The 26634-nt window shown below is 36.3% G+C and carries 21 protein-coding genes; 12 read left to right on the forward strand and 9 right to left on the reverse strand.

What is annotated here, in order from left to right; translation table 11 throughout:
* Positions 1 to 122: 122 nt before the first annotated feature.
* The 8 genes from hppD (at position 123) to ACR9EA_RS01340 (ending at position 11006) form a co-directional block, all read left to right on the forward strand.
* Positions 123 to 1283, forward strand: coding sequence for a 4-hydroxyphenylpyruvate dioxygenase (gene hppD, locus ACR9EA_RS01305; protein WP_435136391.1), 1161 nt, complete (start codon positions 123 to 125; stop codon positions 1281 to 1283).
* A gap of 144 nt (positions 1284 to 1427) precedes the next feature.
* Positions 1428 to 2213 carry a DUF3108 domain-containing protein gene (locus ACR9EA_RS01310; RefSeq protein WP_435136394.1) on the forward strand — a complete coding sequence of 262 codons (786 nt, stop codon included), beginning with the start codon at positions 1428 to 1430 and terminating at the stop codon, positions 2211 to 2213.
* On the forward strand, positions 2214 to 3137 hold the full coding sequence (locus tag ACR9EA_RS01315) for a tryptophan 2,3-dioxygenase family protein (RefSeq protein ID WP_435136397.1): 924 nt from the start codon (positions 2214 to 2216) through the stop codon (positions 3135 to 3137). It abuts the gene before it with no gap.
* On the forward strand, positions 3095 to 4414 hold the full coding sequence (locus ACR9EA_RS01320; RefSeq protein ID WP_435136400.1) for a peptidoglycan DD-metalloendopeptidase family protein: 1320 nt from the start codon (positions 3095 to 3097) through the stop codon (positions 4412 to 4414). Before ACR9EA_RS01315 ends, ACR9EA_RS01320 begins: the two co-directional genes overlap by 43 nt.
* A gap of 3 nt (positions 4415 to 4417) precedes the next feature.
* Positions 4418 to 6064 carry a glucose-6-phosphate isomerase gene (pgi, locus tag ACR9EA_RS01325; protein WP_435136402.1) on the forward strand — a complete coding sequence of 549 codons (1647 nt, stop codon included), beginning with the start codon at positions 4418 to 4420 and terminating at the stop codon, positions 6062 to 6064.
* 159 nt (positions 6065 to 6223) lie between these two features.
* The gene (locus ACR9EA_RS01330; protein ID WP_435136405.1) at positions 6224 to 8773 is read left to right on the forward strand and encodes a TonB-dependent receptor; all 2550 of its coding nucleotides are present in this window, start codon (positions 6224 to 6226) and stop codon (positions 8771 to 8773) included.
* A gap of 11 nt (positions 8774 to 8784) precedes the next feature.
* Positions 8785 to 10467, forward strand: a complete 1683-nt coding sequence (locus ACR9EA_RS01335) for a choice-of-anchor J domain-containing protein (RefSeq protein WP_435136407.1) — start codon at positions 8785 to 8787, stop codon at positions 10465 to 10467.
* 98 nt (positions 10468 to 10565) lie between these two features.
* Positions 10566 to 11006 (forward strand): hypothetical protein, encoded by a 441-nt coding sequence (locus ACR9EA_RS01340; RefSeq protein WP_435136410.1) that lies wholly within the window; start codon positions 10566 to 10568, stop codon positions 11004 to 11006.
* A gap of 28 nt (positions 11007 to 11034) precedes the next feature.
* Here the strand turns inward: ACR9EA_RS01340 and ACR9EA_RS01345 are convergent, their stop codons facing one another.
* The gene (locus tag ACR9EA_RS01345) at positions 11035 to 12105 is read right to left on the reverse strand and encodes an endonuclease/exonuclease/phosphatase family protein (RefSeq protein ID WP_435136413.1); all 1071 of its coding nucleotides are present in this window, start codon (positions 12103 to 12105) and stop codon (positions 11035 to 11037) included.
* A gap of 97 nt (positions 12106 to 12202) precedes the next feature.
* On the opposite strand from ACR9EA_RS01345, the gene ACR9EA_RS01350 reads away from it, so the two are divergent.
* Both ACR9EA_RS01350 and ACR9EA_RS01355 read left to right on the forward strand, forming a co-directional pair.
* On the forward strand, positions 12203 to 14965 hold the full coding sequence (locus ACR9EA_RS01350) for a carboxypeptidase-like regulatory domain-containing protein (protein WP_435136416.1): 2763 nt from the start codon (positions 12203 to 12205) through the stop codon (positions 14963 to 14965).
* A 22-nt stretch (positions 14966 to 14987) separates the two neighbouring features.
* Positions 14988 to 16394: a DUF5689 domain-containing protein gene (locus ACR9EA_RS01355; RefSeq protein ID WP_435136419.1), complete on the forward strand. Its 1407-nt coding sequence runs from the start codon at positions 14988 to 14990 to the stop codon at positions 16392 to 16394.
* 4 nt (positions 16395 to 16398) lie between these two features.
* Here ACR9EA_RS01355 and ACR9EA_RS01360 read toward each other — a convergent pair whose 3' ends face one another.
* Entirely contained in the window at positions 16399 to 17331 is a 933-nt protein-coding gene (locus ACR9EA_RS01360) for an endonuclease (RefSeq protein WP_435136422.1), read from the reverse strand.
* 110 nt (positions 17332 to 17441) lie between these two features.
* Here ACR9EA_RS01360 and hflX point away from each other — a divergent pair, with 110 nt between their 5' ends.
* On the forward strand, positions 17442 to 18668 hold the full coding sequence (hflX, locus tag ACR9EA_RS01365; protein ID WP_435136425.1) for a GTPase HflX: 1227 nt from the start codon (positions 17442 to 17444) through the stop codon (positions 18666 to 18668).
* 76 nt (positions 18669 to 18744) lie between these two features.
* On the forward strand, positions 18745 to 21048 hold the full coding sequence (locus ACR9EA_RS01370; RefSeq protein ID WP_435136428.1) for an FdhF/YdeP family oxidoreductase: 2304 nt from the start codon (positions 18745 to 18747) through the stop codon (positions 21046 to 21048).
* 63 nt (positions 21049 to 21111) lie between these two features.
* Here the strand turns inward: ACR9EA_RS01370 and ACR9EA_RS01375 are convergent, their stop codons facing one another.
* The 7 genes from ACR9EA_RS01375 to sufD form a co-directional block, all read right to left on the reverse strand.
* Entirely contained in the window at positions 21112 to 22035 is a 924-nt protein-coding gene (locus tag ACR9EA_RS01375; RefSeq protein ID WP_435136431.1) for a DUF3078 domain-containing protein, read from the reverse strand.
* A gap of 69 nt (positions 22036 to 22104) precedes the next feature.
* The gene (locus ACR9EA_RS01380; protein WP_435136434.1) at positions 22105 to 22611 is read right to left on the reverse strand and encodes a DUF2480 family protein; all 507 of its coding nucleotides are present in this window, start codon (positions 22609 to 22611) and stop codon (positions 22105 to 22107) included.
* A gap of 2 nt (positions 22612 to 22613) precedes the next feature.
* Entirely contained in the window at positions 22614 to 22937 is a 324-nt protein-coding gene (locus ACR9EA_RS01385; RefSeq protein WP_435136437.1) for a DUF59 domain-containing protein, read from the reverse strand.
* A 1-nt stretch (position 22938) separates the two neighbouring features.
* Positions 22939 to 23361: a SufE family protein gene (locus ACR9EA_RS01390; RefSeq protein ID WP_435136440.1), complete on the reverse strand. Its 423-nt coding sequence runs from the start codon at positions 23359 to 23361 to the stop codon at positions 22939 to 22941.
* 37 nt (positions 23362 to 23398) lie between these two features.
* The gene (locus tag ACR9EA_RS01395) at positions 23399 to 23872 is read right to left on the reverse strand and encodes a hypothetical protein (protein WP_435136442.1); all 474 of its coding nucleotides are present in this window, start codon (positions 23870 to 23872) and stop codon (positions 23399 to 23401) included.
* Positions 23873 to 23926: 54 nt separating this feature from the next.
* Positions 23927 to 25141, reverse strand: a complete 1215-nt coding sequence (locus tag ACR9EA_RS01400; RefSeq protein ID WP_435136445.1) for an aminotransferase class V-fold PLP-dependent enzyme — start codon at positions 25139 to 25141, stop codon at positions 23927 to 23929.
* A gap of 97 nt (positions 25142 to 25238) precedes the next feature.
* Complete coding sequence (gene sufD, locus ACR9EA_RS01405; protein WP_435136448.1) at positions 25239 to 26552, reverse strand: Fe-S cluster assembly protein SufD; 1314 nt, start codon at positions 26550 to 26552, stop codon at positions 25239 to 25241.
* Between the last annotated feature and the right edge of the window lie 82 nt (positions 26553 to 26634).

Here is a 26634-nt window from a genome sequence, read left to right on the forward strand (position 1 = left end):
ACTTTTATAGAAAAATAAATCAATTAGATTTTTTGTTAAAAGATGGCCTCAAAAATCATCTTAATAGTTATAAAATAAGTTAGAAGGCTACGGTCTTCTACAATTCAACATTAAATAAAATCATGAGTAAAGAAATAAAATCAGTAAACTACGGTTTAGAAAAAATATTTGAAGGTGCAGAAGATTTTTTACCGTTATTAGGTACAGACTATGTCGAATTTTACGTAGGTAATGCTAAGCAAGCAGCGCATTTTTACAAAACGGCATTTGGTTTTCAATCATATGCCTACAAAGGGTTGGAAACGGGAAGTCGAGACACAGTATCTTATGTATTAAAACAGGATAAAATTAAATTGGTGTTAACTACGCCTTTAAATTCTAAACACCCAATAAACGACCATATTGTTAAACATGGCGATGGGGTTAAGGTGGTAGCGCTATGGGTAGAAGATGCTAGAAGTGCTTATGAAGAAACTACAAAACGAGGTGCAAAATCGTATATGGAGCCTACGGTAGAGAAGGATGAATTTGGCGAAGTGGTTCGTGCAGGAATTTATACGTATGGAGAGACCGTACATATGTTTGTGGAGCGTAAGCATTACGAAGGAGTATTTATGCCAGGATTTGTAAAATGGGAATCCGATTATAACCCAGCGCCAACTGGTTTAAAATATATCGATCACATGGTTGGAAATGTAGGTTGGGGCGAGATGAATACTTGGGTAAAATGGTACGAAGATGTTATGGGCTTTGTAAACTTTTTGTCGTTTGATGATAAACAAATCCATACCGAGTATTCTGCTTTAATGAGTAAAGTTATGAGTAACGGTAATGGAAGAATTAAATTCCCGATTAACGAGCCTGCCGAAGGTAAAAAACGTTCGCAAATTGAAGAATATCTCGATTTTTATGAAGGGTCAGGAGTGCAACATATTGCAGTGGCGACAGATGATATTATAAAAACCGTATCCGATTTACGTTCTCGTGGCGTCGAGTTTTTATCGATTCCGCCAGAAGAATATTATAGAGCAGTACCTGGCCGATTAGAAACGTTTAGTCACGAATTACGCGAAGATATAGAAACCTTAAAACGTTTAGGGATTATGATTGATGCCGACGAAGAAGGGTATTTGCTTCAAATATTCACAAAACCTGTAGAAGATAGACCAACATTGTTCTTCGAAATTATCCAACGTATGGGCGCTAGAGGTTTTGGTGCAGGTAATTTTAAAGCGCTTTTCGAGTCTATAGAGCGTGAACAAGAAAAACGCGGTACGCTTTAACATAAATTTAAGACTGTAAAAAACAAAACTCCATCATTAATTTTGATGGAGTTTTTTTCTTTTAATACATTTGGAATAGTAATTGTAATTATCGAAAACAAAAACCACAAAAGGTTTGTTATTAATTACAAGACGCCATAGTTTATGAAACAACCGTTTATCATTTTTTTAATCGTTTTAAATTGTAGTTTTTATGCTGTGGCACAAAACGATAGCGCGTTTCAAGATGGCGAGTGGTTTAAGTTCGAAATGAGTTATAGCGGATTTTTAAAAGCAGGTAACGCTACTTTAGAAGTAAAAAGTGAAGCTTATAAAGGGAATCCGGTATATCATATTGTTGGAAAAGGCTGGACTACTGGTGCAATAAAATGGTTTTTTAAAGTAGAAGATTTATACGAAACCTATATTGATAAAACGACATACTTACCTTACAAATTTGTGAGGAAAATAGATGAAGGCGGCCATACTAAAAACATTCAAATAGAGTTTGATAATAAGCAGAACAAAGCATTTGTTCACGATAAAAAAAACAATAAGCAAAATACTTTCGATACTAAACCAGACGTGCAAGATATGGTGTCTACGTTTTATTATTTGCGTAATAAAATGGATGTAAGTGGTTTAAAGGTTGGGGATGAAGTACATGTAAATATGTTTTTTGATGAAGAGAACTATGCCTTTAAATTGAAATATTTGGGAACAGAAGTTATAGATACTAATTTTGGATATATTTCTGCCTTAAAATTCAGACCCTATGTAATGGCAGGACGTGTGTTTAAAGAAGAAGAAAGCTTAACGCTTTGGGTTTCTAACGATAAAAATAAAATGCCTTTACGTGTAAAAGCAGATTTGGCAGTTGGGTCGTTAAGGGCCGATTTAGAGTCTTTTAAAGGTTTAAAACACCCTTTTAAAATAATTGTAGACAAGTAAATGAAATCCGATAAAAATATAGAACAGCAATTACAAGATAAATTCGATGCTATCGGCCAGGATCTCGATACCCATTTAACAGGGTTGTTGCATGCAAAGCCCATTAATTATTGGGATTATATACAAACCGATGCCTTGTTAAGTTTACAAAACCAACGCTCCGTTTTGCCAGACGAGATGGTGTTTATCATGTATCATCAAATTAACGAATTGTTGTTTAAAATGATACTTTGGGAAATAGATCAGGTGGCTAAAAAAGACGATGTAGATGCTGCCTTTTTTTCGGAAAAACTCATGCGTATTAGTCGTTATTTCGATATGCTTACATCTTCGTTTAATATCATGAGAGATGGTATGGATGTCGAGCAGTATAATAAATTTAGAACAACGTTAACACCCGCCAGTGGTTTTCAGAGTGCCCAATATCGTAAAATAGAATTCGCATCTACAGAGCTTATCAATTTAATAGATAATAGGTTTCGCGAAACAATAGATAGAAACACGTCTTACGAACACGCATTCAATCATTTGTATTGGCAAGCTGCGGGAAAAGACTATAAAACAGGCAAAAAAAGCTATTTATTAACAGTTTTTGAAGACCGATACAAAGATGAATTTCTTAAATTTGCCGAATTCTATAACACGCATAATTTGTGGACCAAATTTAAAGCCTTGCCGCAGCATGTTAAAGAAAATCCTGTGTTGGTAAATGCCATGAGGCATTACGATTATACGGTAAACATTACCTGGGTAATGGCACATTACAACACAGCAAATCATTATTTAAATATAGGAGGCGAAACCGCAGAAGCTACAGGAGGTAGCGAATGGGTTAAGTACATGCATCCAAAATATCAAAGACGAATATTTTTTCCAGATTTATGGACCGAAAAAGAATTAGCAGATTGGGGAAAAGATGTGTAATTAGCTGTGCCGCTTTATTAGCGCTTTTCAGTTGCAAAGATAAACCTCAAGTCAACCAAAAAGTTGAAGAATTAGCAGTAGTAAAGGAAGATGCTCCAAAAGATGTTTACGAGTTTGGTTTTAATTTAAACGATTTTATTGTTAAGCGCGATACGGTTAAAAAGGGAGATAGTTTTGGCTTTATCTTAGAGCGCAACAATTTAGGGTATTCTAAAATATACCAAATAGCAGAAACCGCTAGAGATAGTTTCGATATACGAAAAATACAAATTGGCAAACCCTACACGTTGTTGTGCGCTAAAGATTCTTTAGAAACGCCGCAATGTTTCATTTATCAGCCAAATAAAGAGCAATATGTAGTTGTAAATTTTAAAGATTCTATTCATGCATACACTAGCCGAAAGCCTATAAAATATGTAGAAAAGGAATATTCTGGAGTTATAAATAGTAATATTTCCCAGACTTTAGATGATGACGGACTCAGCTTAATCCTGGCTTATAAAATGTCAGATATTTATGCCTGGACCATAGATTTTACAAGACTGCAAAAGGGTGACCGATTTAAAGTAATTTATACCGATAAATATATAGATGATACCATTTATGCCGGAATAGATAAAATTAAGGCTGCTTATTTCGAGCATAATACAGAGCCATTTTATGCCTTCGAGTTCGAAACCGATTCGGTAAAAGGATTTACAGATTATTATAACGAAGAAGCCAAAACTCTGCGTCGTGCCTTTTTAAAAGCACCAGTAGAATACAAGCGCATATCGTCGCGATATAATTTAAACCGAAGAATTGCTCTATACGGCAATAAGGTAAGACCGCATAAAGGAACCGATTTTGCTGCAAATATTGGTACACCAATTGTGGCCACAGCAAACGGAAAAGTTACAAAATCCAGCTATACTAGAGGTAATGGAAATTACGTTAAGATTAGACACAACAAAGTGTACGAAACGCAGTATTTACATATGCAAAAGCGCAAAGTAAAAGCGGGTGATTTTGTAAAACAAGGCGATGTAATTGGTTGGGTTGGAATGACAGGTAATACCTCCGGGCCACACGTATGTTACAGGTTTTGGGTTAACGGAAAACAAGTAGATCCGTTTAAACAAAAATTACCAGCTGCAGAACCTATCTCAGATAGTTTAAAAGAAAAATATTTAGAATATATAAAACCAATTCGATTTCAGTTAGATGCTGTGCCTTTTAAAGGAGATTATCCAAAAGAAAATGTCGTTCAACAAGATTTAATATCACAATCCTATTAATTTATGGCCTTACCAACAATCAACCCAACAACAACACAAGCCTGGAAACAACTTCAAAATCATTTTGAAGCAGTTAAAGATTTACAAATGAAAAATTTATTTGCTCAAGACAGTAAACGAGCAGATAAAAACACCATTGTTTGGGAAGATTTCTATGTGGATTTTTCTAAAAACAGAACGACAGACGATACTATGAAATATCTGCTTCAATTAGCCGATGAGGTTAAGTTAGAAGCAGCAATAAAAAGCTATTTTTCGGGCGATATTATTAACCAAACTGAAGGTAGAGCGGTGTTACATACGGCATTGCGAGCTCCAAAAACGGCCGAAGTTTTTGTAGATGGCGAGAATGTTATGCCCGAAGTATATCGTGTAAAATCTAAAATTGAAGCGTTTACCAATCAGGTGGTTAATGGCGAATTAAAAGGATATACAGGAAAAGCGTTTACAGATGTTGTAAATATCGGTATTGGTGGGTCCGATCTTGGCCCTGCTATGGTTGTAGATGCATTACAGTATTACAAAAACAATTTAACCACACATTTTGTAAGTAATGTAGATGGCGATCATGTTAACGAGGTTATTAAAAAATTAAATCCGGAAACAACCTTATTTGTTGTGGTTTCTAAAACATTTACCACACAAGAAACACTGTCTAATGCCAATACCTTACGTACTTGGTTTTTGGGTCATGCCAACCAAGATGCTGTTGCTAAACATTTTGTAGCCGTGTCTACAAATATAGAAAAGGTTAAGGCATTTGGTATTGAAGAAAACAATATATTCCCAATGTGGGATTGGGTTGGCGGCCGATTTTCGCTTTGGAGTGCTGTAGGTTTAACTATAAGCTTGGCTGTAGGTTACAAGAATTTTGAAAGTTTGTTAGATGGCGCCCATGCCATGGACGAGCATTTTAAAACAACCGATTTTGAACATAACATTCCAGTGGTTTTAGCACTTTTAAGTGTGTGGTATAACAACTTTTTTAATGCCGAAAGTGAAGCGATTATAGGTTACAGCCAGTATTTAACACAATTTGCTACGTATTTACAACAAGGCATTATGGAAAGTAATGGTAAAAGCGTAGACAGAAATGGAGATCGTGTAAACTACCAAACGGGTACCATAATTTGGGGCGAACCAGGAACGAATTCTCAGCATGCGTTCTTTCAGTTAATACATCAAGGTACTAAATTAATTCCTGCGGATTTTATTGGTTTTACCGAAGCCTTACATGGCAACACAGACCATCAAGATAAATTAATGTCTAACTTTTTAGCGCAGACCGAGGCGCTTTTAAATGGGAAGACTAAAGATGAAGTTTTAGACGAGTTCGCTGCACAAAATGTCTCTGAAGCCGATCAAAAACAATTGCTGCCTTTTAAAATATTTGAAGGTAATAAGCCTACAAATACCATTTTTATTAAAAAGCTTACGCCTGCTAGCTTAGGTAAATTAATAGCTATGTACGAGCATAAAATTTTTGTTCAAGGTATTATTTGGAATATTTTTAGTTACGATCAGTTTGGAGTAGAATTAGGAAAGCAATTAGCCAATAAAATTTTAAAAGAATTCGACGGAAGCGAAAATTATAAACATGATAATTCAACTCTTAATCTTTTAAATTTTTATAAAAAATCGAGAGGATAAAAATCAATACTATAATTCTTTTCATAAAATAGCTTCATTTTTTTTATTGTTCAGATTATGAGTATCTTGTCAAGTGTTAATTTCTTAACATTCGCATAATAATCATAACCTTTTTACGAGTATTTTTGCAAACGTAAAATCAAACAACAATTAATTAAAATGAAGAACATTACTCAAAACGTATTCTTTGCATTAATTATGGTGTGTAGTACCATAACTTTTGCTCAAAGTATTGTTACAGGAACAACACTAGATCCTGAATCCAACATGCCGCTTCCAGGGGTAAATGTTGTAGAAAAGGGAACTACAAATGGTGTTTCTACAGATTTCGATGGTAAGTTTACCTTACAAACTAAAACAGCCGATGCTGTAATTGTAATCTCTTACATTGGGTATTTATCCAAAGAAATTACTATTTCTGGCGATACAGATTTAGGACAAATCATTTTACAACCAAGCGAATTTGGTTTAGATGAAGTTCAAATTATCGCCTCTGTTGCTGTAGACAGAAAAACTCCAGTAGCTGTTTCTACGGTTCGTGCCGACGAAATTGAGTTAAAATTAGGAACTCAAGAATTTCCTGAAGTATTAAAATCTACACCTGGGGTTTACGCAACTAAATCTGGAGGTGGATTTGGTGACGGTCGTATTAACTTAAGAGGATTCGAGTCAGACAACGTTGCCGTTTTAATTAATGGTGTGCCAGTAAACGATATGGAAAACGGTCGTGTATACTGGAGTAACTGGGCTGGTTTAAGCGATGTTACCAGCTCTATGCAGGTACAACGTGGTTTAGGTGCTGCAAAAGTTGCTGTGCCATCTATTGGAGGTACTATTAACATTATCTCTAAAACTACAGATATTGAAGCTGGCGGAAGTGTAGGTGCTTCAGTAGCAAACGACGGCTATTTAAAATATGGAGCTACCTATTCTACAGGTTTAATGGAAAATGGTTTTGCTGCTACAGTATCGGCTTCTAAAACCACTGGAGATGGTTATGTAGACGGTACCGAGTTCGATGCCGTATCGTATTTCGTTAATGTTTCTAAGGAAATTGGCGACGATCATAAATTAGCATTCACAGCATTTGGTGCTAAGCAACGTCATGGTCAGAGACAAAACAGACAATTAATTTCTACTTATAGAGCAAGCGAGCGTGGTAAGCGTTTTAATGCCGATTGGGGATATAAAAACGGACAAGTAACGCATCAAGAAGATAACTTTTACCACAAACCTCAAATCTCTTTAAACCATTATTGGGATATATCAGACAATACTAAATTATCTACAGCGGTATACGCGTCCTTCGGTTCTGGAGGAGGTGGTGGTTACCACGGTGCAAATAAATTTGGTTTAGGCGAAAATGGCGTAAGCGAATATAGAGATGGGTTATATGGCCCTATAGATTTCGATAAAATTGTAGACGAAAATGAAGCACGTGGAGCTAACGGTTCTGAAACTATTTTAAGAGCGTCTCGTAACGACCATAACTGGTATGGCTTATTATCTACTTTACATACCGAGTTATCAGAAAACTTAGTACTTATTGGTGGTATCGATTTAAGAAACTATAAAGGTATTCACTTTACAGAGTTAACTGATTTATTAGGTGGACGTTATTACGCCGATGATGCAGATGTAAACAATCCTAACGGAACTTATCAAGTAGGCGATAAATATTCGTATTATAATGATGGTTTAGTAGGTTGGTTAGGTGCATTTGGCCAAATAGAGTATTCGTTAGATGCCCTTTCTGTTTTTGCCAATGTTGCTGCTTCAAACACATCGTATAAGCGTATAGATTATTTTAATTATTTAGATAGCGATCCAGAACAAAAAACAGATTGGTATAACTTCTTTGGTTACAGTGCCAAAGGGGGAGCTAACTTCAATATTACAGATAATCACAATGTGTTTGCTAACATTGGTTATTTCGAGAAAGCACCAGGTTTTGATGCTGTATTCTTAAACTTCGATAACTCGCATATTAATGCCGATGCCGAAAATCAGAAGATATTTAGTGTAGAAGTTGGTTATGGTTTCCGTTCAGAAAAATTTTCAGCTAACGTTAACCTTTACAGAACCCAATGGAAAGACAGAACCGAAACTTATAACTTCCAACAACCAGACGGTACAAACTCTACAGCAAATATTTTAGGGGTAAATGCTTTACACCAAGGTATAGAATTAGATTTTGTATACAGACCAGTAGAAACGTTAAAGCTTACCGGTATGGCGTCTTTTGGCGATTGGAGATGGGATAACAATGTATTAGGTGTAGAAATCTACGATCAAGACCAAGAGTTAATAGAAACTGTAGATTTATATATTGAAGACTTGCATGTTGGTGATGCAGCACAAACAACATTAGCCTTAGGTTTAGATTACGAAATTATGGCAAGAACCAATATTTTATTAGATTACAACTATTACGATAGATTGTATGCCGATTTCGATCCTAGCGACAGAGGTACAGAAGGTGCTCCAGACGCATGGGAATTACCTGCTTACGGTTTATTTGATGCGGCCATCAGACATAAATTCGATTTTGGCCCTTTTGAAGCAGAATTAACAGGACGTATGAATAACGTATTTAATACAGAATACGTAGCAGAAGCTTTAGACGGAACAGGTTCTGTGTCTTCAACAGCTTTAGTGTATTATGGTTTTGGTAGAACTTTTAGTATTGGTGCCAAGCTTAACTTTTAAAAAATTGTAAGATGAAAAAACTAGCATTTTTATTAATGACCATAGGTGCAATTGTAACAAGTTGCGACCCTATGCAAGATATTTACGACGAACAGGATAGTGTAGCTAAGCCTATTGTTGGTAACGACCAATATACCTTAACCGACGACGATTACGAGACTCTAGATTTAGAAAGTAATATGTTCGCGTCTGAAGATCAGGCTAAAGAATTATTACCAGATTTTATCGCAGACATGTACCCATATTGGGGGCAAGGTTCTTCGGTTTTAGTAGATTATAATTTAGCACCAGCAGGTATAGATGGTGTAGGCGAATTAATGTCTGCAAGTAACTATACCTTATCTAAAGACGATTATGCAGCTTCTGGAAGCGAAGGGGCAGGATTTTATCCTAACGAAGATCCTACAGATTATTTACCAGGAATTTTAGCAGAGCAATATCCAGATGCAGTAGCAGGTCAAGTTGCTTTATTACAATATAAGCAATATACAGAAATGCCAGAAGTAGGTGTGTCTAATTTAGTAGATGCCGACTTTAAAACTGCACAAACGTTATTAGATTGGACAGCAGTATCTGTAACAGGCGACCAAGTATGGGAAGGTACGCAGTACGGAGCAACTATGAATGGTTACGACGGAAGTGCTAATGTAAATGAAGATTGGTTAATTTCTCCAGAAATTGATTTAGCTGGACAAACAGATCCGTTATTTCAAGTTACTCAAATCTTAAACTATGCTAACGATACAAGCTGGTACACCATTTTAATTTCGAAAGATTACGATGGAGAAAATGTTAGTGCAGCTACTTGGGATACTATAGAGGTTAGCCCAGCTCCAGAAGGAAATAGCTGGTCTGCAGTAACTTCAGACGACTTTAATTTAGAAGCTTACGAAGGCGAAACCATTCACGTGGCCTTCAAATACGAGTCTGATGCTACAAGTGCAGCAACTTGGGAAATTGAGCAAGTTTTAATTAAAGTAATTGGAGTAGAAGGTATGACAGTAGATTTATCTAGCTATTACCAGCTTAATGAAGAAGGCGCTTGGGAAATGATAGATAATGCATACTATTTAAGTTCTGCAGATTACGATTCTATGGGTACAGCTTCAGGTTTACCTGGACGTTACGATAACTTTAGTAGCACAGCGTTACCAGAAAATTATTTGCCAAGATTCTTAGCTAATAAATATCCTTATGCTCAAGAAGAAGAGGAGATAGCTGTAACTTATAAGTATTACAATGGCTCTGCAACAGTTGTAGAAGGTAATATTTACACATTTATAAATGGTGTTTGGGTAGGTTATCAAGCTTCGTTACAGTTTGGTTACGATAACGGAACTTGGGTGCCAGACAATACTATTAAGTATGCTTTAGTACGTAGCGATTACGATTATATGGCAGCTCAATTAGAGAGTGAGCCAGGGTACGAAGCTGCTGCATCAAGTATGGGTAATTACGGTAACTTAGACAGAAGAGAAGGTAATTCTGCTTACTGGAGCGACGATACTACTCAAAATAATGCAGGTATTACAGATATGATCCAGACAGCTATGGCTATTTTGTTAACTCAAAAAGATCCAGGTGCTGCAGAAGGTCAAAAGTACTTATTAACATACGATATTTACAATGGTACAAATACTACCGAAAATATTTCTATGATAAAAACAGACGGTGTTTGGGTAAGAAATAACTAATTTTATCCTTAGCCTTAAATTTAAAAACCATGTAGAAATACATGGTTTTTTTATGCGTTTTAAATGCTTACATTTGTTAAAACTTAAATAAAACAACAATGTATAATACCATTTTAAATTTACACTCGTATTGGGCGTTTATTGTGCTTATCGTTTTAATTATAGCCACTGTAAATGCATTAATAAAATCTTCTGGTAATAAAGAGTATGGGCCTAAAGATTTTAGATTGGCTTTGTTTACACTTATTGTGTCTCATATTCAATTGTTAATTGGTTTAATATTATATGTTGTGTCGCCTAGATTGGCTATGTTTAGCGAATTAGGTATGGGTGGCGTTATGAAAGATGCCGTAAATAGATTGTATTTAGTAGAACATCCGTTTGTAAATATTATAGCTATTGTATTAATTACTATAGGCTATTCTAAACATAAAAAGAAATTAACTTCTAAGAGTAAATTTAAAATGATAGCCATTTTTTATACACTTGGTTTAATTTTATTATTATCGCGCATACCTTGGAGTATGTGGTTGGGGTAATCCTATAAAAACATAAGAAAGCGACAATTTAGTCGCTTTTTTTTATGGTAGTTATTTCTTTAATTAAGTAAATATATACAGGAAAGTGATCGCTGTAACCACCGGTAAAGCCTTGGTTGCTAAAACTTCTAAAAGGGTAGCCTTTATAACTGCCTGTAGAAGTAATTAAGTAATCTGGATTAAAGATACCTGCTTTGTAAAATCTAAACGAAGTATAATCGTTATTTAGCAGGGGGTGGCTCATTAAAATTTGATCGAATAAACTCCATTTATCTCTATAAGCCGTAGTGCCCAAACCTTTGTTGTAAAGCTTTTCCATAGGATTATAGATTCCTTTTAAGGCTGTTTCTTTCAATCTGTTTTCGGTATGTAATACGGTTTTAAGACTGTCGTCTGTAGGGTTGTCGTTAAGGTCTCCCATAATTATAATTTTAGCGTAGGGATTTTCATTTTGTAACGAATCTATAAGATGTTTGTTTAATTGTGCAGCACGCAAACGCTTAAAATTACTGGCGGTTTCTCCACCACGTCTGGAAGGCCAGTGGTTTACAATAATATGAATTAAATCATCTTCTAAAAATCCGCTTACTAAAAGTGCATCTCGTGTGTAAATGCGTTTTCCAGAATCTGTATCGTAAAGCAAAAGCGGAATATTTTTATAATGTTGAGGTCTAAATACATCTTTATCATACAGTAAAGCGACATCAATGCCTCTGGCATCGGGAGAGTCAAAATGAATAATGCCATAATGTTGTTGCGTCAAGGGTTCTGTATTAATAATCTGTTCCAGAACTTTGCGGTTTTCTATTTCGCAAACACCTATAATTGCAGGAGGTTTGTGTGTGGTTTCTAATCCAATATCGTTAATAACACGAGCCATGTTTTCAATTTTTTTTTGGTATACAGTATCTCGGTGATGAGAAATTTCCATTATCGGACTCGATTCATCAAATTTTAGTGGATCATCTTCAGTATCAAAAGTATTTTCGAGATTATAAAAGGCAATAGTATGTACTTTAAAATGGCGTTGTTGTGCTTTTACTTCGGCATGGAATACATATAAAATAAAAAACTGTAAAAGGATAAAACGACTTTTCATAGGTGTAAATTGAATTTAAATATACACGATTATTAATTAAAAATAGTATATTAGTTAATCCTAACTAATTGATAGCTAGAATTTAAGTGTGTTTGCAATGAAGAAAACCATTCTGGCTAGTTTATTTTTATGTTACTATTCCTATAATCTGTTTGGGCAGCAATCTGGTATATTTGGCAGTGTAAAAGATGCTTTAAATATGGAAGCATTACCCGATGTAGAAGTTGTTATTGAAGGAGCTCCTTTAACCACCAAAACCAATGCCTTAGGAGAATTTGGTTTTACCGAAGCCTTACCGCTAGGGCAACAAATTTTAAAAGTTTCCAAACTGGGGTATATCACCAAACGATACCCGATAATAGTTGAGCAAAACAGCCCTGTTAATATTCAAGATATTTTTATGGAGGTAGATCCTTCATTTAATTCCGAATTGTTTACCATAGTGCTTAGTGACGATGAGCTTAATGACGATACCAGCTCTGCCGATAATATTTCTGGGTTACTGCGAGCCTCTCAAGATGTCTTTCAAAGAACGGCAGCTTTCGAATTTGGTTCGTCATTTTTTAAAATTCGGGGTTTAGATGCGAAACACGGCGATGTACTTATAAATGGTGTTAAAATGAATGGCATGCATAATGGGCGCCCGCAATGGAGTAATTGGGGTGGAATTAACGACGTATTGAGAAATCAAGAGTTTAATTACGGGTTATCGGCTTCAAATTATAGTTTCGGGAATGTTCTTGGTGTTACCAACACAAGCACACAGGCCTCTATGTACAGACAGGGCGGCCGAATTACTTATAGTGCGTCTAACCGCACTTACAGTAATAGGTTGTTAGCGAGCTATGCTTCGGGGATGTCTGCAAAAGGTTGGGCTTATGCCGTGGCGTTGGGAAGACGTTGGGGTAACGAAGGCTATCAAGATGCAACGATATACGATGCTAATTCATTTTTCTTGTCGGTCGAAAAACAATTAACTACTAGACACAGTCTCAATTTTACAGGATTTTACACCCCTAACAAACGCGGAAAATCGTCGCCCAACACTCAAGAAGTTTTCGATTTAAAGGATATAAAATATAACGAATATTGGGGATATCAAGAGGGGGAAAAACGAAATTCCAGAATAAAGTATGTAGCAGAGCCTATTGTTATGCTGTCTCATTATTGGGCGATGTCTTCAAAAACAAAATTGCAAACCAATCTGAGTTATAAATTTGGTAAACTAACCAATAGTCGGTTAGATTACCCAGGTGGTGCTAACCCCAGTCCGTCATATTACCAAAAACTGCCGAGTTATTTTTTGGCCGATACCAACGGGCCAGATTATGGCAATGCCTATTTAGCGGAACAAGAATTTATTGCTGATGGACAAATAGATTGGAATCGTATTTACGATGCTAACATTACAAATACCGAAGCTGGATTAGAAGCAGCTTATGTGTTGTACGACGACCGTACAGACGACCAACAATTTACGGCGAATACGATTTATAGTTCGCAAATTGAAGACAATATCTTGCTACAAGGAGCATTAAATTACACACATTTAACGTCTCATAATTATGGGCAACTTAGCGATTTGTTAGGCGGAATATATTATTTAAATGTCGATGCTTTTGACGGTTGGCAATATAATATGCTAAACCCAGATGAACAGGTTGGCAATGGCGGAAAAATAAAGTACAATTATAAGCTTTATGCTAATAATCTTTCTGCTTTTGCTCAAATTCAACTTAAACAAAAAGTGATAGACTATTTTTTGTCTATACATGCTTCAATTACTAATTATCAGCGGGAAGGTCTGTTTATGCACGAAGCGTTCCAAAATAATTCTTTAGGTAAAAGCAATCAGGTGGAATTTTCAGGATTAGGGGCTAAAGGCGGATTTACATATAAATGGTCTGCAAAACATATTATAGAATTACATGCAGGGTGGTTGGCTTCGGCGCCCGAGCTTCAAAATACATTTTCGAACCCAAGAGAAAACAATGCCATTGTTAATAATATTTCCGAAGAAAAAATAACCGCTTTAGATGTCAGTTATATTTTTCGTTCAACCATAGTCAACTCCAAATTAACTGCTTTTTATATTAATAAAAAAGACGCGAACGATATCGGGTTTTATTACGCCGATGGTTTAACTTCGGCTGGCGTAGCTTTTAACGAAACCTCGGCCTTTGTTCAGGAAATTTTACAAGCGGTAAACACCTTGCACTATGGATTGGAATTTGGTGTAGAAGCTCAGGTAACAACAGCAATTAAGCTTAAAGCAGCGGGATCTGTTGGGCAATATATTTACAATAACAACCCGAATTTATACCTCACGTCGTCGAGTTTTATCACAGAAAATGGTGCGATAAATTTCGGTGACTCTCAACTTAAAAATTATAGATTGGCCAACGGGCCTCAGCAGGCCTTATCGTTGGGTTTCGAATATCGCGATCCCGATTATTGGTGGTTTGGCGCTACGGTTAATTATTTTAACGACGTGTATGTAGATGTCAGCCCATTAACACGGACATCTAATTTTTATTTAGATGATGACGGACTCCCTTTTAACGATTACGATGAAACTGTGGCAACGCAACTTTTAAAGCAAGAACGCTTTAACGATTATTATACGGTGAATTTGGTGGGTGGCAAATCTTGGAAACTCAAACAGTATTATTTAGGAATCTTTTTAAGTGTAAACAACCTTTTAAATGCAGAGTATAAAACAGGCGGATTCGAACAGGGGCGTAATGCAAATTATGAAGAATTAAAAACAGATTTCGAAAATCCGAAACGTGTATTTGGACCAAAATATTGGTATGGGAGAGGGACAACATACTTTGCAAATGTGAATGTTAGATTTTAATGAAGATAATTTTTTGAAGCAGATGAAACGTATAAAGAAACATTATTTTTGGCTATTAATTTGCAGCAGTTTTTACTTGCTGTCGTGTGTGAATGATGATTTTTCGGTGCCAAAAGAATTAGGAACTGCCGAAAATGAAAGCCTAAACATACTTTTGGAAGATATTGCCTCTGGCGAGAAATCGCTGATAACAATAAGCGAATTAAAACAACAATTTGTGTCGGGGCAAGTGTTGCAAATAACATCTGATGTTGTGTTAAAAGGTTATGTCGCTTCGAGCGATAAAACAGGAAATTTTTACAAAGAATTATATATTCAAGATTTGTCAGAGCAGCCTACTGCTGCCGTATTGCTGGTCTTAAACCAAGTAGATACTTACAATCAATTTAATATTGGTCGCGAAGTTTACATTGTTTTAAAGGATTTATTTTTGGGAGAAACAGCTTCCGAAATTATAGCCATTGGTGGTGCAATAGACGGCAGTCGTGTAGATATGCTTTCTGAAAGGCAGATTAAATCTCATCTTTTTAGATCTGCGCTTACCGAAACAATCATGCCTTTACCTATTAATTTTTCCGATTTAAACGATAATTACATTGGCATGTTTGTAAGTATTGATGATGTAGAATTTCCAGAAGTTTTAACTGGGCAATCTTATTTTAATGCTCAAGACGATTTCGATACCCAACGTGTGATGCAGCGATGCGAAGGATTTAGTTACGAACAGTTTTTATTAGAAACGAGTTCGTTTGCTACATTTAAAAATGAAATTTTACCTACCGAAAACGGAAAGATATCCGGAATTGTTACTAGAAGTTATGGCGGAGATGATCTTGTGTTGGTATTAAACGACAGTAAAGATGTTCGTTTCGAAAATGCACGTTGCAGCCCTTTAAGCACAGACGATTTTACCATTGTTTTTGAAGAACGTTTTTCCGACGCTATAGACGAAACTATTTTGGATACCGAAGGTTGGGTAAATGTTTCGGAACGGGGGCAGGTACTTTGGACCGAGCAGGTGTATAGTAAAAATGGTTATGCAGAATTTGGAACTTTTGGAGCGAACGATACGCAAAATGTAGGCTGGTTAATTTCGCCACCAATAGATATGTCTGCAACTAAAAAAGAACTGTTAAATTTTAAAACGGCACAGCATCATTTAGAGTCGGTTAAAAATACCATAGAAGTTTTAGTGTCTGTAAACTTTAATGGTACAGATCCATTATCAGCAGACTGGCAAGCTATCGATGCCAAATTGCCAACAAAATACGACGAGTGGTATGTGTTTAAAGATTCTGGATTAATAGATATTTCAACCTTTGGCGACGAGCAACTTCATGTGGCATTTAGAGTAACAGGATCGGGCACTAACCTGGCATTAGATGGCGCTTATCAGCTAGACGATTTTAGGGTATTGCTAGAACGCTAATTAATTAGCCCGCGACTTTCCGAAGTATTAAATATACCGGAAAATGATCGCTGTAACCACCTTTGTATTTTTTGCCAGCATAAGTTCTAAATGGCTGCCCAGCGTAAAATCCTTTGTACTGTTTTAAAAAATCGGCATCAAAAATGTCGCCTTTTACATAATTGTAAGTGCCAACTTTACGGTCTAAAAAATTATGGGTAATCATAAATTGATCGAATAAATCCCAACCGTCTTTATAATTTACGCTACCACGATCTAACGATTTTAAGGTTTCCATAGGATTAAATAAATGATTACTGTTTACTAAATCTTGTACACTAACACTATCTGAAGCATCATTAAAGTCGCCCATAGTTATAATTTTAGCGTTGGGCTTATCTGCTTTTAAAAGTTGAATAATTTCTGTGACTTTTTGAGATACGATTAAGCGTTTAGGCTTGTTCTCTGGGTCGTGTTTAGATGGCCAGTGGTTCACGATAAAATGTATGGGCTCGTCATCAAACAATCCAGAAACCAATAAAATATCCCGAGTATAGTCAGCAGTGCCATCTTCGTTATATAAATTTACCGAAAATGGTTCGGCATTGGTTAAGGTAAACACAGTTGTGTCGTAAATCAAAGCCACATCTATGCCGCGTTCGTCAGCCGAATTAAAATGTACAAAATCGTAAGGGAGCTCTTTTAAATGTTCGGAAGCTAGCAAGTCTTGTAACACCGTATCGTTTTCAACTTCTGCCAAGCCTATTATTGCAGGATGGCTAAGTGTTTCTTCTTTACCAATGCTAGAAATGGCCAATCCCAATTTAAAGAGTTTGTTGTGATAGCGCTTGTCTGTCCATCGTTTTTCTGAAGTAGGCAAAAAATCATCGTCGTTGGTATACGGATCGTTATCGGTGTCGAATAAATTTTCGACATTAAAAAAGGCAATAGCTTTCATGAACACTAAATTAGCTATGCAAGGTAAGGCTTCAAAATCAAAAATTAATCCAAAAAAATATAAAAATTAAAGTGCCTACAATTATGTAACTTTGTACTTTATTTTAATATATGCTAGAAAAAAAGGATATCGCCTTAGAGAAGGCTGTTTTAATAGGTATTGTTACAAAAGATCAAGACGAAGAGCAATCTAAAGAATATTTAGATGAGTTGGAGTTTTTAACGTACACTGCAGGAGGAGAAGTGGTAAAACGATTTACCCAAAAAATGGATATGCCTAATCCTAAAACGTTTATTGGTACAGGAAAAATGGCCGATGTACAACAATACATTGAAGAACATGAGATAGGAACTGCCATTTTTGATGATGAATTGTCACCAGCTCAAGAACGAAATATTAGTAAAATTTTAAAATGCAAGGTGTTAGATCGCACCAACTTAATTCTCGATATTTTTGCCCAACGCGCGCAAACCAGCTACGCCAGAACACAAGTAGAGTTAGCGCAGTGCGAATATTTGCTGCCACGGTTAAAAGGAATGTGGACGCACTTAGAGCGTCAAAAAGGGGGTATTGGTATGCGTGGACCAGGAGAGACAGAAATAGAAACCGATAGACGTATTGTTAGAGAGCGCATTTCGTTATTAAAGGCCAAAATTAAAACCATAGATAAACAAATGGCCGTGCAACGTGGTAATCGTGGGGCTATGGTTAGAGTTGCTTTGGTAGGGTATACCAATGTTGGTAAATCTACGCTTATGAATGTTATTAGTAAAAGTGATGTTTTTGCAGAAAACAAGCTTTTTGCAACGCTAGATACTACAGTGCGAAAAGTTGTTGTGCATAATTTACCGTTTCTATTAAGCGATACAGTTGGATTTATTCGAAAATTACCAACTCAATTGGTAGAGTCGTTTAAGAGTACTCTAGATGAAGTTCGCGAAGCCGATTTGCTGCTTCATGTAGTCGATATTTCTCATCCTAATTTCGAAGATCATATTGCATCGGTAAATAAAATTCTAGGTGAAATAGATGGCGCCGATAAACCCACAATTATGGTGTTTAATAAAATTGATGCTTATGCTCCAGAACCGTACGATGAAACCGATTTAGTGACAGAGCGTACCCGTGCCCATTATTCTTTAGAGGAGTGGAAACGCACTTGGATGAGTAAATTAGGAGATAATGCACTTTTTATTTCAGCATTAAATAAAGAAAATTTAGAAGATTTTAGAAAGCGTGTTTATGACGAAGTTAGAAAAATCCATATCACACGTTTTCCTTACAACCACTTTTTATACCCAGATTATAATGATTTGGATTTAAGTGAAGAAGAATAAAAAAATGCGCTAACCAGCGCTTTTTTTATGCTAGAATTCTTCCTATTTTAGAAATAATAACCGTAAAAATATAGTAATGGCGAAAGCTACACCATTAAAAAGACAAGTACAAACTCAAGGTTCAGATGAATTTACAGGGCTTAAATTAACCGAGCCAGCTACCCATGCCGCAGGCTTTACAGCTGTAAAGGTGGCTATGCAGCATGTGTTTAAAGAAATGGGTGTTGTACGCTCGTTAAAAACCTTATCGCATATGAATCAGGTTGATGGATTTGATTGTCCGGGATGCGCTTGGCCAGATCCAGAAAAGCGATCTAAATTGGGCGAATATTGCGAAAATGGTGCAAAAGCTTTAGCCGAAGAAGCTACAAATTCTACCGTCGGCCCTGAGTTTTTTGCCAAACATTCGGTCGAGGAAATTTCTAAATGGACCGATTATAAGATAGGGAAAAGCGGGCGTTTAACCCACCCTATGATTTTGAAGCCTGATAGCATTTTTTACGAACCAATTTCTTGGGAAGACGCCTATCAAACAATAGCGCATCATTTACAGGGGTTACAACATCCAGATGAAGCTATTTTTTACACGTCAGGCAGGTCTAGTAACGAAGCGGCATTTTTATACGGTTTGTTTGCCCGGGCATTAGGTACTAATAATTTGCCAGACTGCTCTAATATGTGCCACGAATCTAGTGGGGTAGCCTTATCCGAAACTTTAGGCATAGGAAAAGGATCTGTAAAATTAGAAGATTTTGAAAAAGCCGAGGTGGTTATGGTTATCGGTCAAAACCCAGGGACGAATCACCCTAGAATGTTATCGGCATTAGAAAAATGTAAGTCTAAAGGCGGAAAAATAATTAGTATTAATCCGTTGTCTGAAGCAGGTTTAATCCGTTTTGATAATCCTCAAGAAATAAAAGGCATGTTAGCGGGGGGGCTAGGTTTAACCGATGTACATCTTCAGGTTAAAATCAATCAAGATGTTGCCTTGTTAAAGTTAATTCAAAAGAAATTAGCAGCTCTAGATGCGGTGAATTCATCTGTTTTCGATCACGAATTTATAAACATATACACTCAAGGTTACGATGCGATTATTAAGGATTTAGAGGCTTACGATGCAGATGAACTTTTAAAACGTTCTGGAGTCACCGAAGATGCCGTTAATGAAGCTGTAGAAATATTATCTAAAAGCAACAAGATAATTGTGTGTTGGGCCATGGGCTTAACACAGCATAAAAATGGCGTGGATAATATAAAAGAATGTGTGAATTTATTATTGCTTAAGGGCAGTTTAGGTAAACCAGGAGCAGGTACTTGTCCGGTTCGCGGACATAGTAATGTACAAGGCGATCGCACTGTAGGTATCATGCATTATGTATCTCAAGCATTTAATAAGGCGATTACAGAAACGTTTAAATTTAGTCCGCCTGAGCATGAAGGTTTAGATGTGGTAAATGCCATACAGGCGATGTACCAGAATACAGCCAAAGTATTTGTTGGTTTAGGAGGGAATTTTGTGTCGGCGGCATCAGATACAGAATATACGGCTAAAGCTCTGCAAAATTGCGAGCTTACGGTACAAATTAGTACAAAGTTAAATAGAAGCCATTGTGTTACTGGAAAAACAGCACTTATTCTTCCTACTTTGGGACGTTCCGATAAGGATATGACTCAAAATAAACAACGGTATTTTACGGTAGAAAACAGTATGGGCGTTGTACATCAATCTAAAGGGTTTTTAGAGCCTATTTCTTCGCAATTAAAAAGTGAACCCGAAATTGTTGGAGGTATTGCCAATGCTTATTTTAAAGGAGAACATGTAGTGCCTTGGCTTGTATTAAGCGAAAATTACGAATTGCTTCGCGAAAAAATGGGAGAGGTCATTCAAGGTTTTGAAGATGTAAATAACAAATCGAAAGGCTTAGGGTATTATTTGCCTAATAATGTTCGCGATTTAGATTTTAGGAAATTACCAAACCAAAAGGCGCAGTTTACGGTAACGCAGTTACCAGAACACGATTTAAAACCAAACGAGTTTTTGTTAATGAGTATTCGGTCTCACGATCAATTTAATACCACGATTTATGGGTTAAACGATCGTTACAGAGGTGTTTACAACGAAAGACGGGTGCTTTTTATGAATGAAACTGATATGAAGGCTTTGGCACTGCAACGTTTGGATGTTGTAAATATTAAAAGTAATTACAAAGGTGTAGCGCGCAATGCGAATAAGTTTTTAGTGATACCTTATAACATTCCGCAAGGCAATCTGGCAGCGTATTACCCAGAAACAAATCCGTTAATCCCTATAGACGAGTATGCTGTTAAAAGCCACACTCCAATTAGCAAATCGGTGCGGGTAACGTTAGAGCGCGTGTAAAATAAAAAAAGGCTTCAAAAATTATATTTTGAAGCCTTTTTTAAGTTGTTATTATGGGTTTACTTAAAACGCATAGCTTAAACCAAATGTCCAATAGGTCTGTAAATCGTTGTCAACATTATCAAAAGTTGCATCTTCATTACCTAATGTGTTTACAGCATAGTTAAGCGCTTCCTGTTTATTGTCTCTTAAACCAAATTCAAAACCTAAACCGATACCTTTCCATACCTCGTAAGCGAAAGCATTGGTCCATGTCCAGTTCGATAAATCGGAGTTTTCGTAACTCTGGAACATCGATAAGTTAGATTTTACTTTTAATTTTCCGAACGATTTAGCATAGTTGGCTACTATTTTTGCTCCTAACGATGAATCGAAAATCACATCGTCATCACTAAATACAAAGTTGTAGTTTAAAGGATGCATAACTACGATAAGATCTGAAATAGGTGTCCAGGTAACCCCGATACCTAAATCTAAATACCCAGGATCGTTAAAGTTGTTTAACAATGTAGTACGGTATTCGCCTAAGAATGAAGCTGCCCATTTTTCGTTGAATTTGTAACCGTAAAGCGATGTTAGGGTAAACACATCTGTTGCTTGTCTAAAATCATCGTTGTCGGTTGGGTCATCCTTGTCATCAAATTTCACCCAGCTTAAATTGATGTTTGCGTTTGTGTACCAAAAGTATTTTTCGCGGTTTAACTTTGCAAACGGATTGGCTGTAATGGTAATATTTCCCGCAGAATTGTTTGGAGAGCCTTGCGCATACCAATTATTGAATTCCGATAAGTTAGCACCTATAGTACCGAAAGCACCGTAATGCCATCCCGGAAATTCATCGATTTGTGTTTTAAGTGCATTGACTTCCGATTGAAGTGTGCTGATAGAATCTTCTTTAGCCTTCTTTAATGCTTGTAATTCTTCTTTTGTCTGGCCAAAAGACACTGTTGCTACCATTAGGAAGCAAATGAATAAAATTCTCTTCATAATTAAATGTTATTAATAACGTTTGTGGTGCAAAAATAAGAGTTGCTATTGAAATGGAAAGTATAAATCTTATTTTCTTTTGTAGAGGGGTACGCTAGAACAGGCCTCGCCAAACATAATAGATTTGGCAAAAGGTTTAATTTTTTGCATTGCCATAACATAGGCGCTTTCTGGCACTGGTTTTTTAGAACAACCTTTTATAATAACAGGCGCATCTTTAAATTCAGTAACATCTAAATGTGTTATTATATTTTGAAAAACTACTGTTTCCAGTTGTTCTAAATTACCTAAAACTATTTGTTTTGTATAGGGGTCTAGCTCTGCAGTAATCAGCATATAAGCCCAAGGCGGTACAATGGCGTCTGTACTGCATGTTAAAGCGACATAACTATTTTCGTACTGGCTCCAATCGTGTGTTTTAACCTGCTCTCTAAAATCTTTTTCGCGAAGTACAAGGCCTTCTAAAAGCCAATCTTTAATATCAAAAAGGATACGAGGCCCAGATGGATAATAATCTTCTAGGTCTAATACTTTTAATTTGCTATTGGCAACGCGGTTAATAATTTCGTCGGCCATAATTATAACATGCCTAATTCTAACTTGGCTTCTTCGCTCATTAATTCTTGGCTCCACGGTGGATCGAAGGTAATTTCTACTTCGGCATCTTTTACCATGTCTAGAGACTTCACCTTTTCTTCAACTTCCAAAGGTAAGGTTTCGGCAACAGGACAGTTAGGTGTTGTAAGGGTCATTAATATTTTTACTTCGTAGTCTTCGTTTACAAAAACGTCGTAAATTAACCCTAATTCGTAAATGTCTACTGGTATTTCTGGGTCGAAAATAGTTTTTAAAACCTTAACTATTTTTTCGCCTAATTCGGCGGTGTTTATTTCTGTGCTCATGTTAACTTAATTGTGTTTGGTATGCTATAGCATACATTTTTAACTGCTTTACCATGCTTACTAACCCGTTTGCACGAGTAGGCGATAAATGCTCTTTTAAACCAATTTGATCTATAAATTCTGTATCGGCATCAATAATATCTTGCGGATGCTGGTTAGAGAACGTACGAATTAAAATGGCAATTATACCTTTGGTAATAATGGCATCGCTATCTGCTGTAAAAATAACGTTGTTATCTTTCATTTCGGCGTGTACCCATACTTTGCTTTGGCAACCTTTAATTAAGTTGTCATCGGTTTTGTATTGTTCGTTTATTAAGGGTAAGGTTTTACCCAAGTCGATCATGTATTGGTAACGCTCTTCCCAATCATCAAACATTGAGAATTCGTCTATAATGTCGTTTTGTATATCTTGTATTGTCACAATTTTTCTTTTTTCAAAATTACAAATAGTATCGTTGTTATTCAACCTTTTTAGCAAGAGATAAAATATAGTCTACCAGCGGTTTAATTTGCGGATTCGGATTGCCGTGATCGAATTCTGGAGCACTGTACTTTAAATCGTCTTCTAAAATGGTTAATTTGGCACTTGCAGCACCATCGTAAGCGCGTTTGTTAGATGGAGGTTCTAGAGTGGCTAGAGCATCTAAATCTGTGTTATGCAGTTGATCTAATAAAATATGCCATTCTGTATCGGATAATTCTAAAATTTTACCCGGAGTATATTGATCTTTCTTTACTAAGATTTGTTGATTTTCTAGTTTAATTTCTAAAAAAGACCCCCGTGTTATGGCACTATAGTTTATTACAACATTGCTTTGCGCAATATTAGTATTTGTTTCTGTTGCTGGCTCGAAATCGCTAGTAGCAGTTTGCGAACTAGTTTTGCAAGTACTTAATAGCAATAGACTTAAAAGGAGTGTAATATATTTCATGTTTTAATGATGTTTTTAAAGAGAAATATACTAAAAACAAGACGATTAATTGTATTACGATAGCATGAGTTTTGCTTTTTTTACACCTGCAACCAAGCTGTCTATTTCTGCCTTTGTGTTGTAAAATGCAAATGAAGCTCTTACGGTACCAGGAATGTTATAGAAATCCATAATGGGTTGTGCACAGTGGTGTCCAGTGCGAACTGCAATACCAAGCTTGTCTAAAATAGTCCCAACATCGTAAGGGTGTATGCCTTCTAAATTAAAAGAGATTACAGAAGTTTTATATGCGGATGTTCCGTAAATCTTTAAACCTTCAATTCCTGAAAGTTGCTGTGTGGCATACTCTAGCAATTCGTTTTCGTATTGGGCAATAGTACTGAAGCCAATGGCATTCATATAATCTATGGCCGCGCCAAATGCAATGCCGCCACAAATGTTTGGGGTTCCCGCTTCGAATTTATGTGGTAAATCGGCGTAAGTTGTTTTCTCGAAAGTCACTTCGGCAATCATTTCGCCACCACCTTGATAAGGTGGTAGTTTTTGCAACCACTCTTCTTTTCCATATAACATACCCTGTCCTGTAGGACCACACATTTTATGAGCCGATGCCACGTAAAAATCGACATCTAATGCTTGTACATCTGGTTTTATATGCGGGCAAGATTGCGCGCCATCTACCAATACAGCTGCGCACACAGTATGCGCTTTGCTAATAATGGTTTCTATGGGGTTTATGGTGCCTAAAGCATTAGATATGTGGTTTACAAATACCAATTTCGTGTTTGCAGAAAGGAGTTTATCGTATTCCGAAAGGATTAACTCGCCTTCTAAATTCATTGGGATCACTTTAAGTGTTGCTCCTGTGCGTTCGCAAAGCATTTGCCAAGGCACGATGTTGCTATGGTGCTCTAAAGCCGATACAATAATATCGTCGCCTGGTTTTAAAATAGAGGAGAATCCGTTAGCTATTAAATTAATGCCATGCGTGGTGCCCGAAGTAAAAATAATTTCGTGGGCTTTTTTGGCATTAAAATGATTCTGAATTTTAATACGTGCTTGTTCGTAAGCATCGGTAGCTTCTTGGCTTAAAGTGTGTACGCCACGATGTATGTTTGCGTTGTAATTGCTGTAGTAATCTACTATAACATCGATAACCTGTTTTGGGGTTTGCGATGTTGCAGCATTATCAAAATATATTAAGGGTTTTCCGTTTACTTGTCTGTTAAGTATCGGAAAATCTTGTCTTATTTTTTCAACGTTAAACATAGTTTTGTGTTTAGCCCAGATAGAGGCAGTTGTTGGAGCTCTTTTACGAGGATACGAGAAAAAAGCAACTGCCGATAGCTGGAATTAGCTCCTGAAATTAAAGGTCGAAACCTAAGTTTACGCCTAATTTAGTAGCGATAAGTTTATTAATTCTGGTTTTTACTTCTGGTATTTTTACCGAATCTAAAACGTTATTACTAAAGGCATACATTAAAAGGGCTTTGGCTTCTTTTTGTGGGATACCTCTAGAACGCAAATAAAACATAGCACTTTCGTCTAGTTGCCCTATGGTACAACCGTGCGAACATTTTACATCGTCGGCGAAAATTTCTAATTGTGGTTTAGAGTTAATTGTAGCCTTATCGCTTAATAAAATGTTGTTGTTAGATTGAAATGCGTTGGTTTTTTGAGCTTCTTTATTTACAATAACCTTACCGTTAAAAACGCCAGTACTATTGTCTGCAAAAATGCCTTTGTAGTCTTGGTGGCTTTCGCAATTAGGCTCTATATGGTGCACTAAAGTATTGTGGTCTACATGCTGTTTGTCGCCAATAATGGTAATGCCATTTAAGGTAGAGTCTATACGTTCTCCGTTTTGGAAGAAGTTTAAGTTGTTACGCGTTAATTTACCACCAAACGAAAAGGTGTGAACAGAACAATGACTTTCTTGTTTCTGACTTACAAATGTGTTGTCTATTAAAGACGCATTTTGGTTGTCGTTCTGAATTTTATAATAGTCTACAATAGCGCGTTTACTAGCAAAAATTTCGGTTACCGAATTGGTTAAAACCGGATGGTCTGTAAGACTTTGATGGCGCTCTATTATTTGCACATGACTGTTTTCGCCAACCACAATTAAATTTCTTGGTTGTAGCATTAAAGCGGCCTCTTTTCCTGTAGAAAAATGTATGATTTGAATAGGTTTTTCTACTACCTTATTTTTTGGAATATGAATATAAGCACCTTCGTTAGCAAATGCTGTATTAAGCGAGGTTAACCCGTCTTTGCTTGCGGCTTTATTAAAATAGTTTTCTATAACCAAGCGGTATTTAGGCTTGGTTAAGGCCGAAGACATTAAACAAGCATCTATGCCATCGTGGGTAGTTTGCGATAAGTGCGACGAATATTTACCATCTATAAAAATGATTTTATAAGCATCGATATCATGAATAAAATAAGGCTTAACATCGCTAAATTCTAAGGCGTGTTCTTGTTTAGGGAACACACTGTAATCTTGTTTTAGAATGCTGTTTAAAGAGGTGTATTTCCAAGCTTCGTCTTTTTTTGAAGGAAAGCCTGTTGTTTCAAATATTTTGATGGCTTCATTTCTAATTTGATGCACAGGAGCATCGACATCGATTCTGTTTTCGAATGCCATAAATGAAGACACTAATTTTTCTTTTAAATCCATTGTATTCAGTTTTCAGTTGTTAGTTTCAGTTTTCAGTAGGCCTGATTACTGCGACTGCGACTGTTTACTCGATAATCGAGAT

The organism is Formosa sp. A9 (genome assembly GCF_051200825.1).
Lineage (GTDB): Bacteria > Bacteroidota > Bacteroidia > Flavobacteriales > Flavobacteriaceae > Formosa.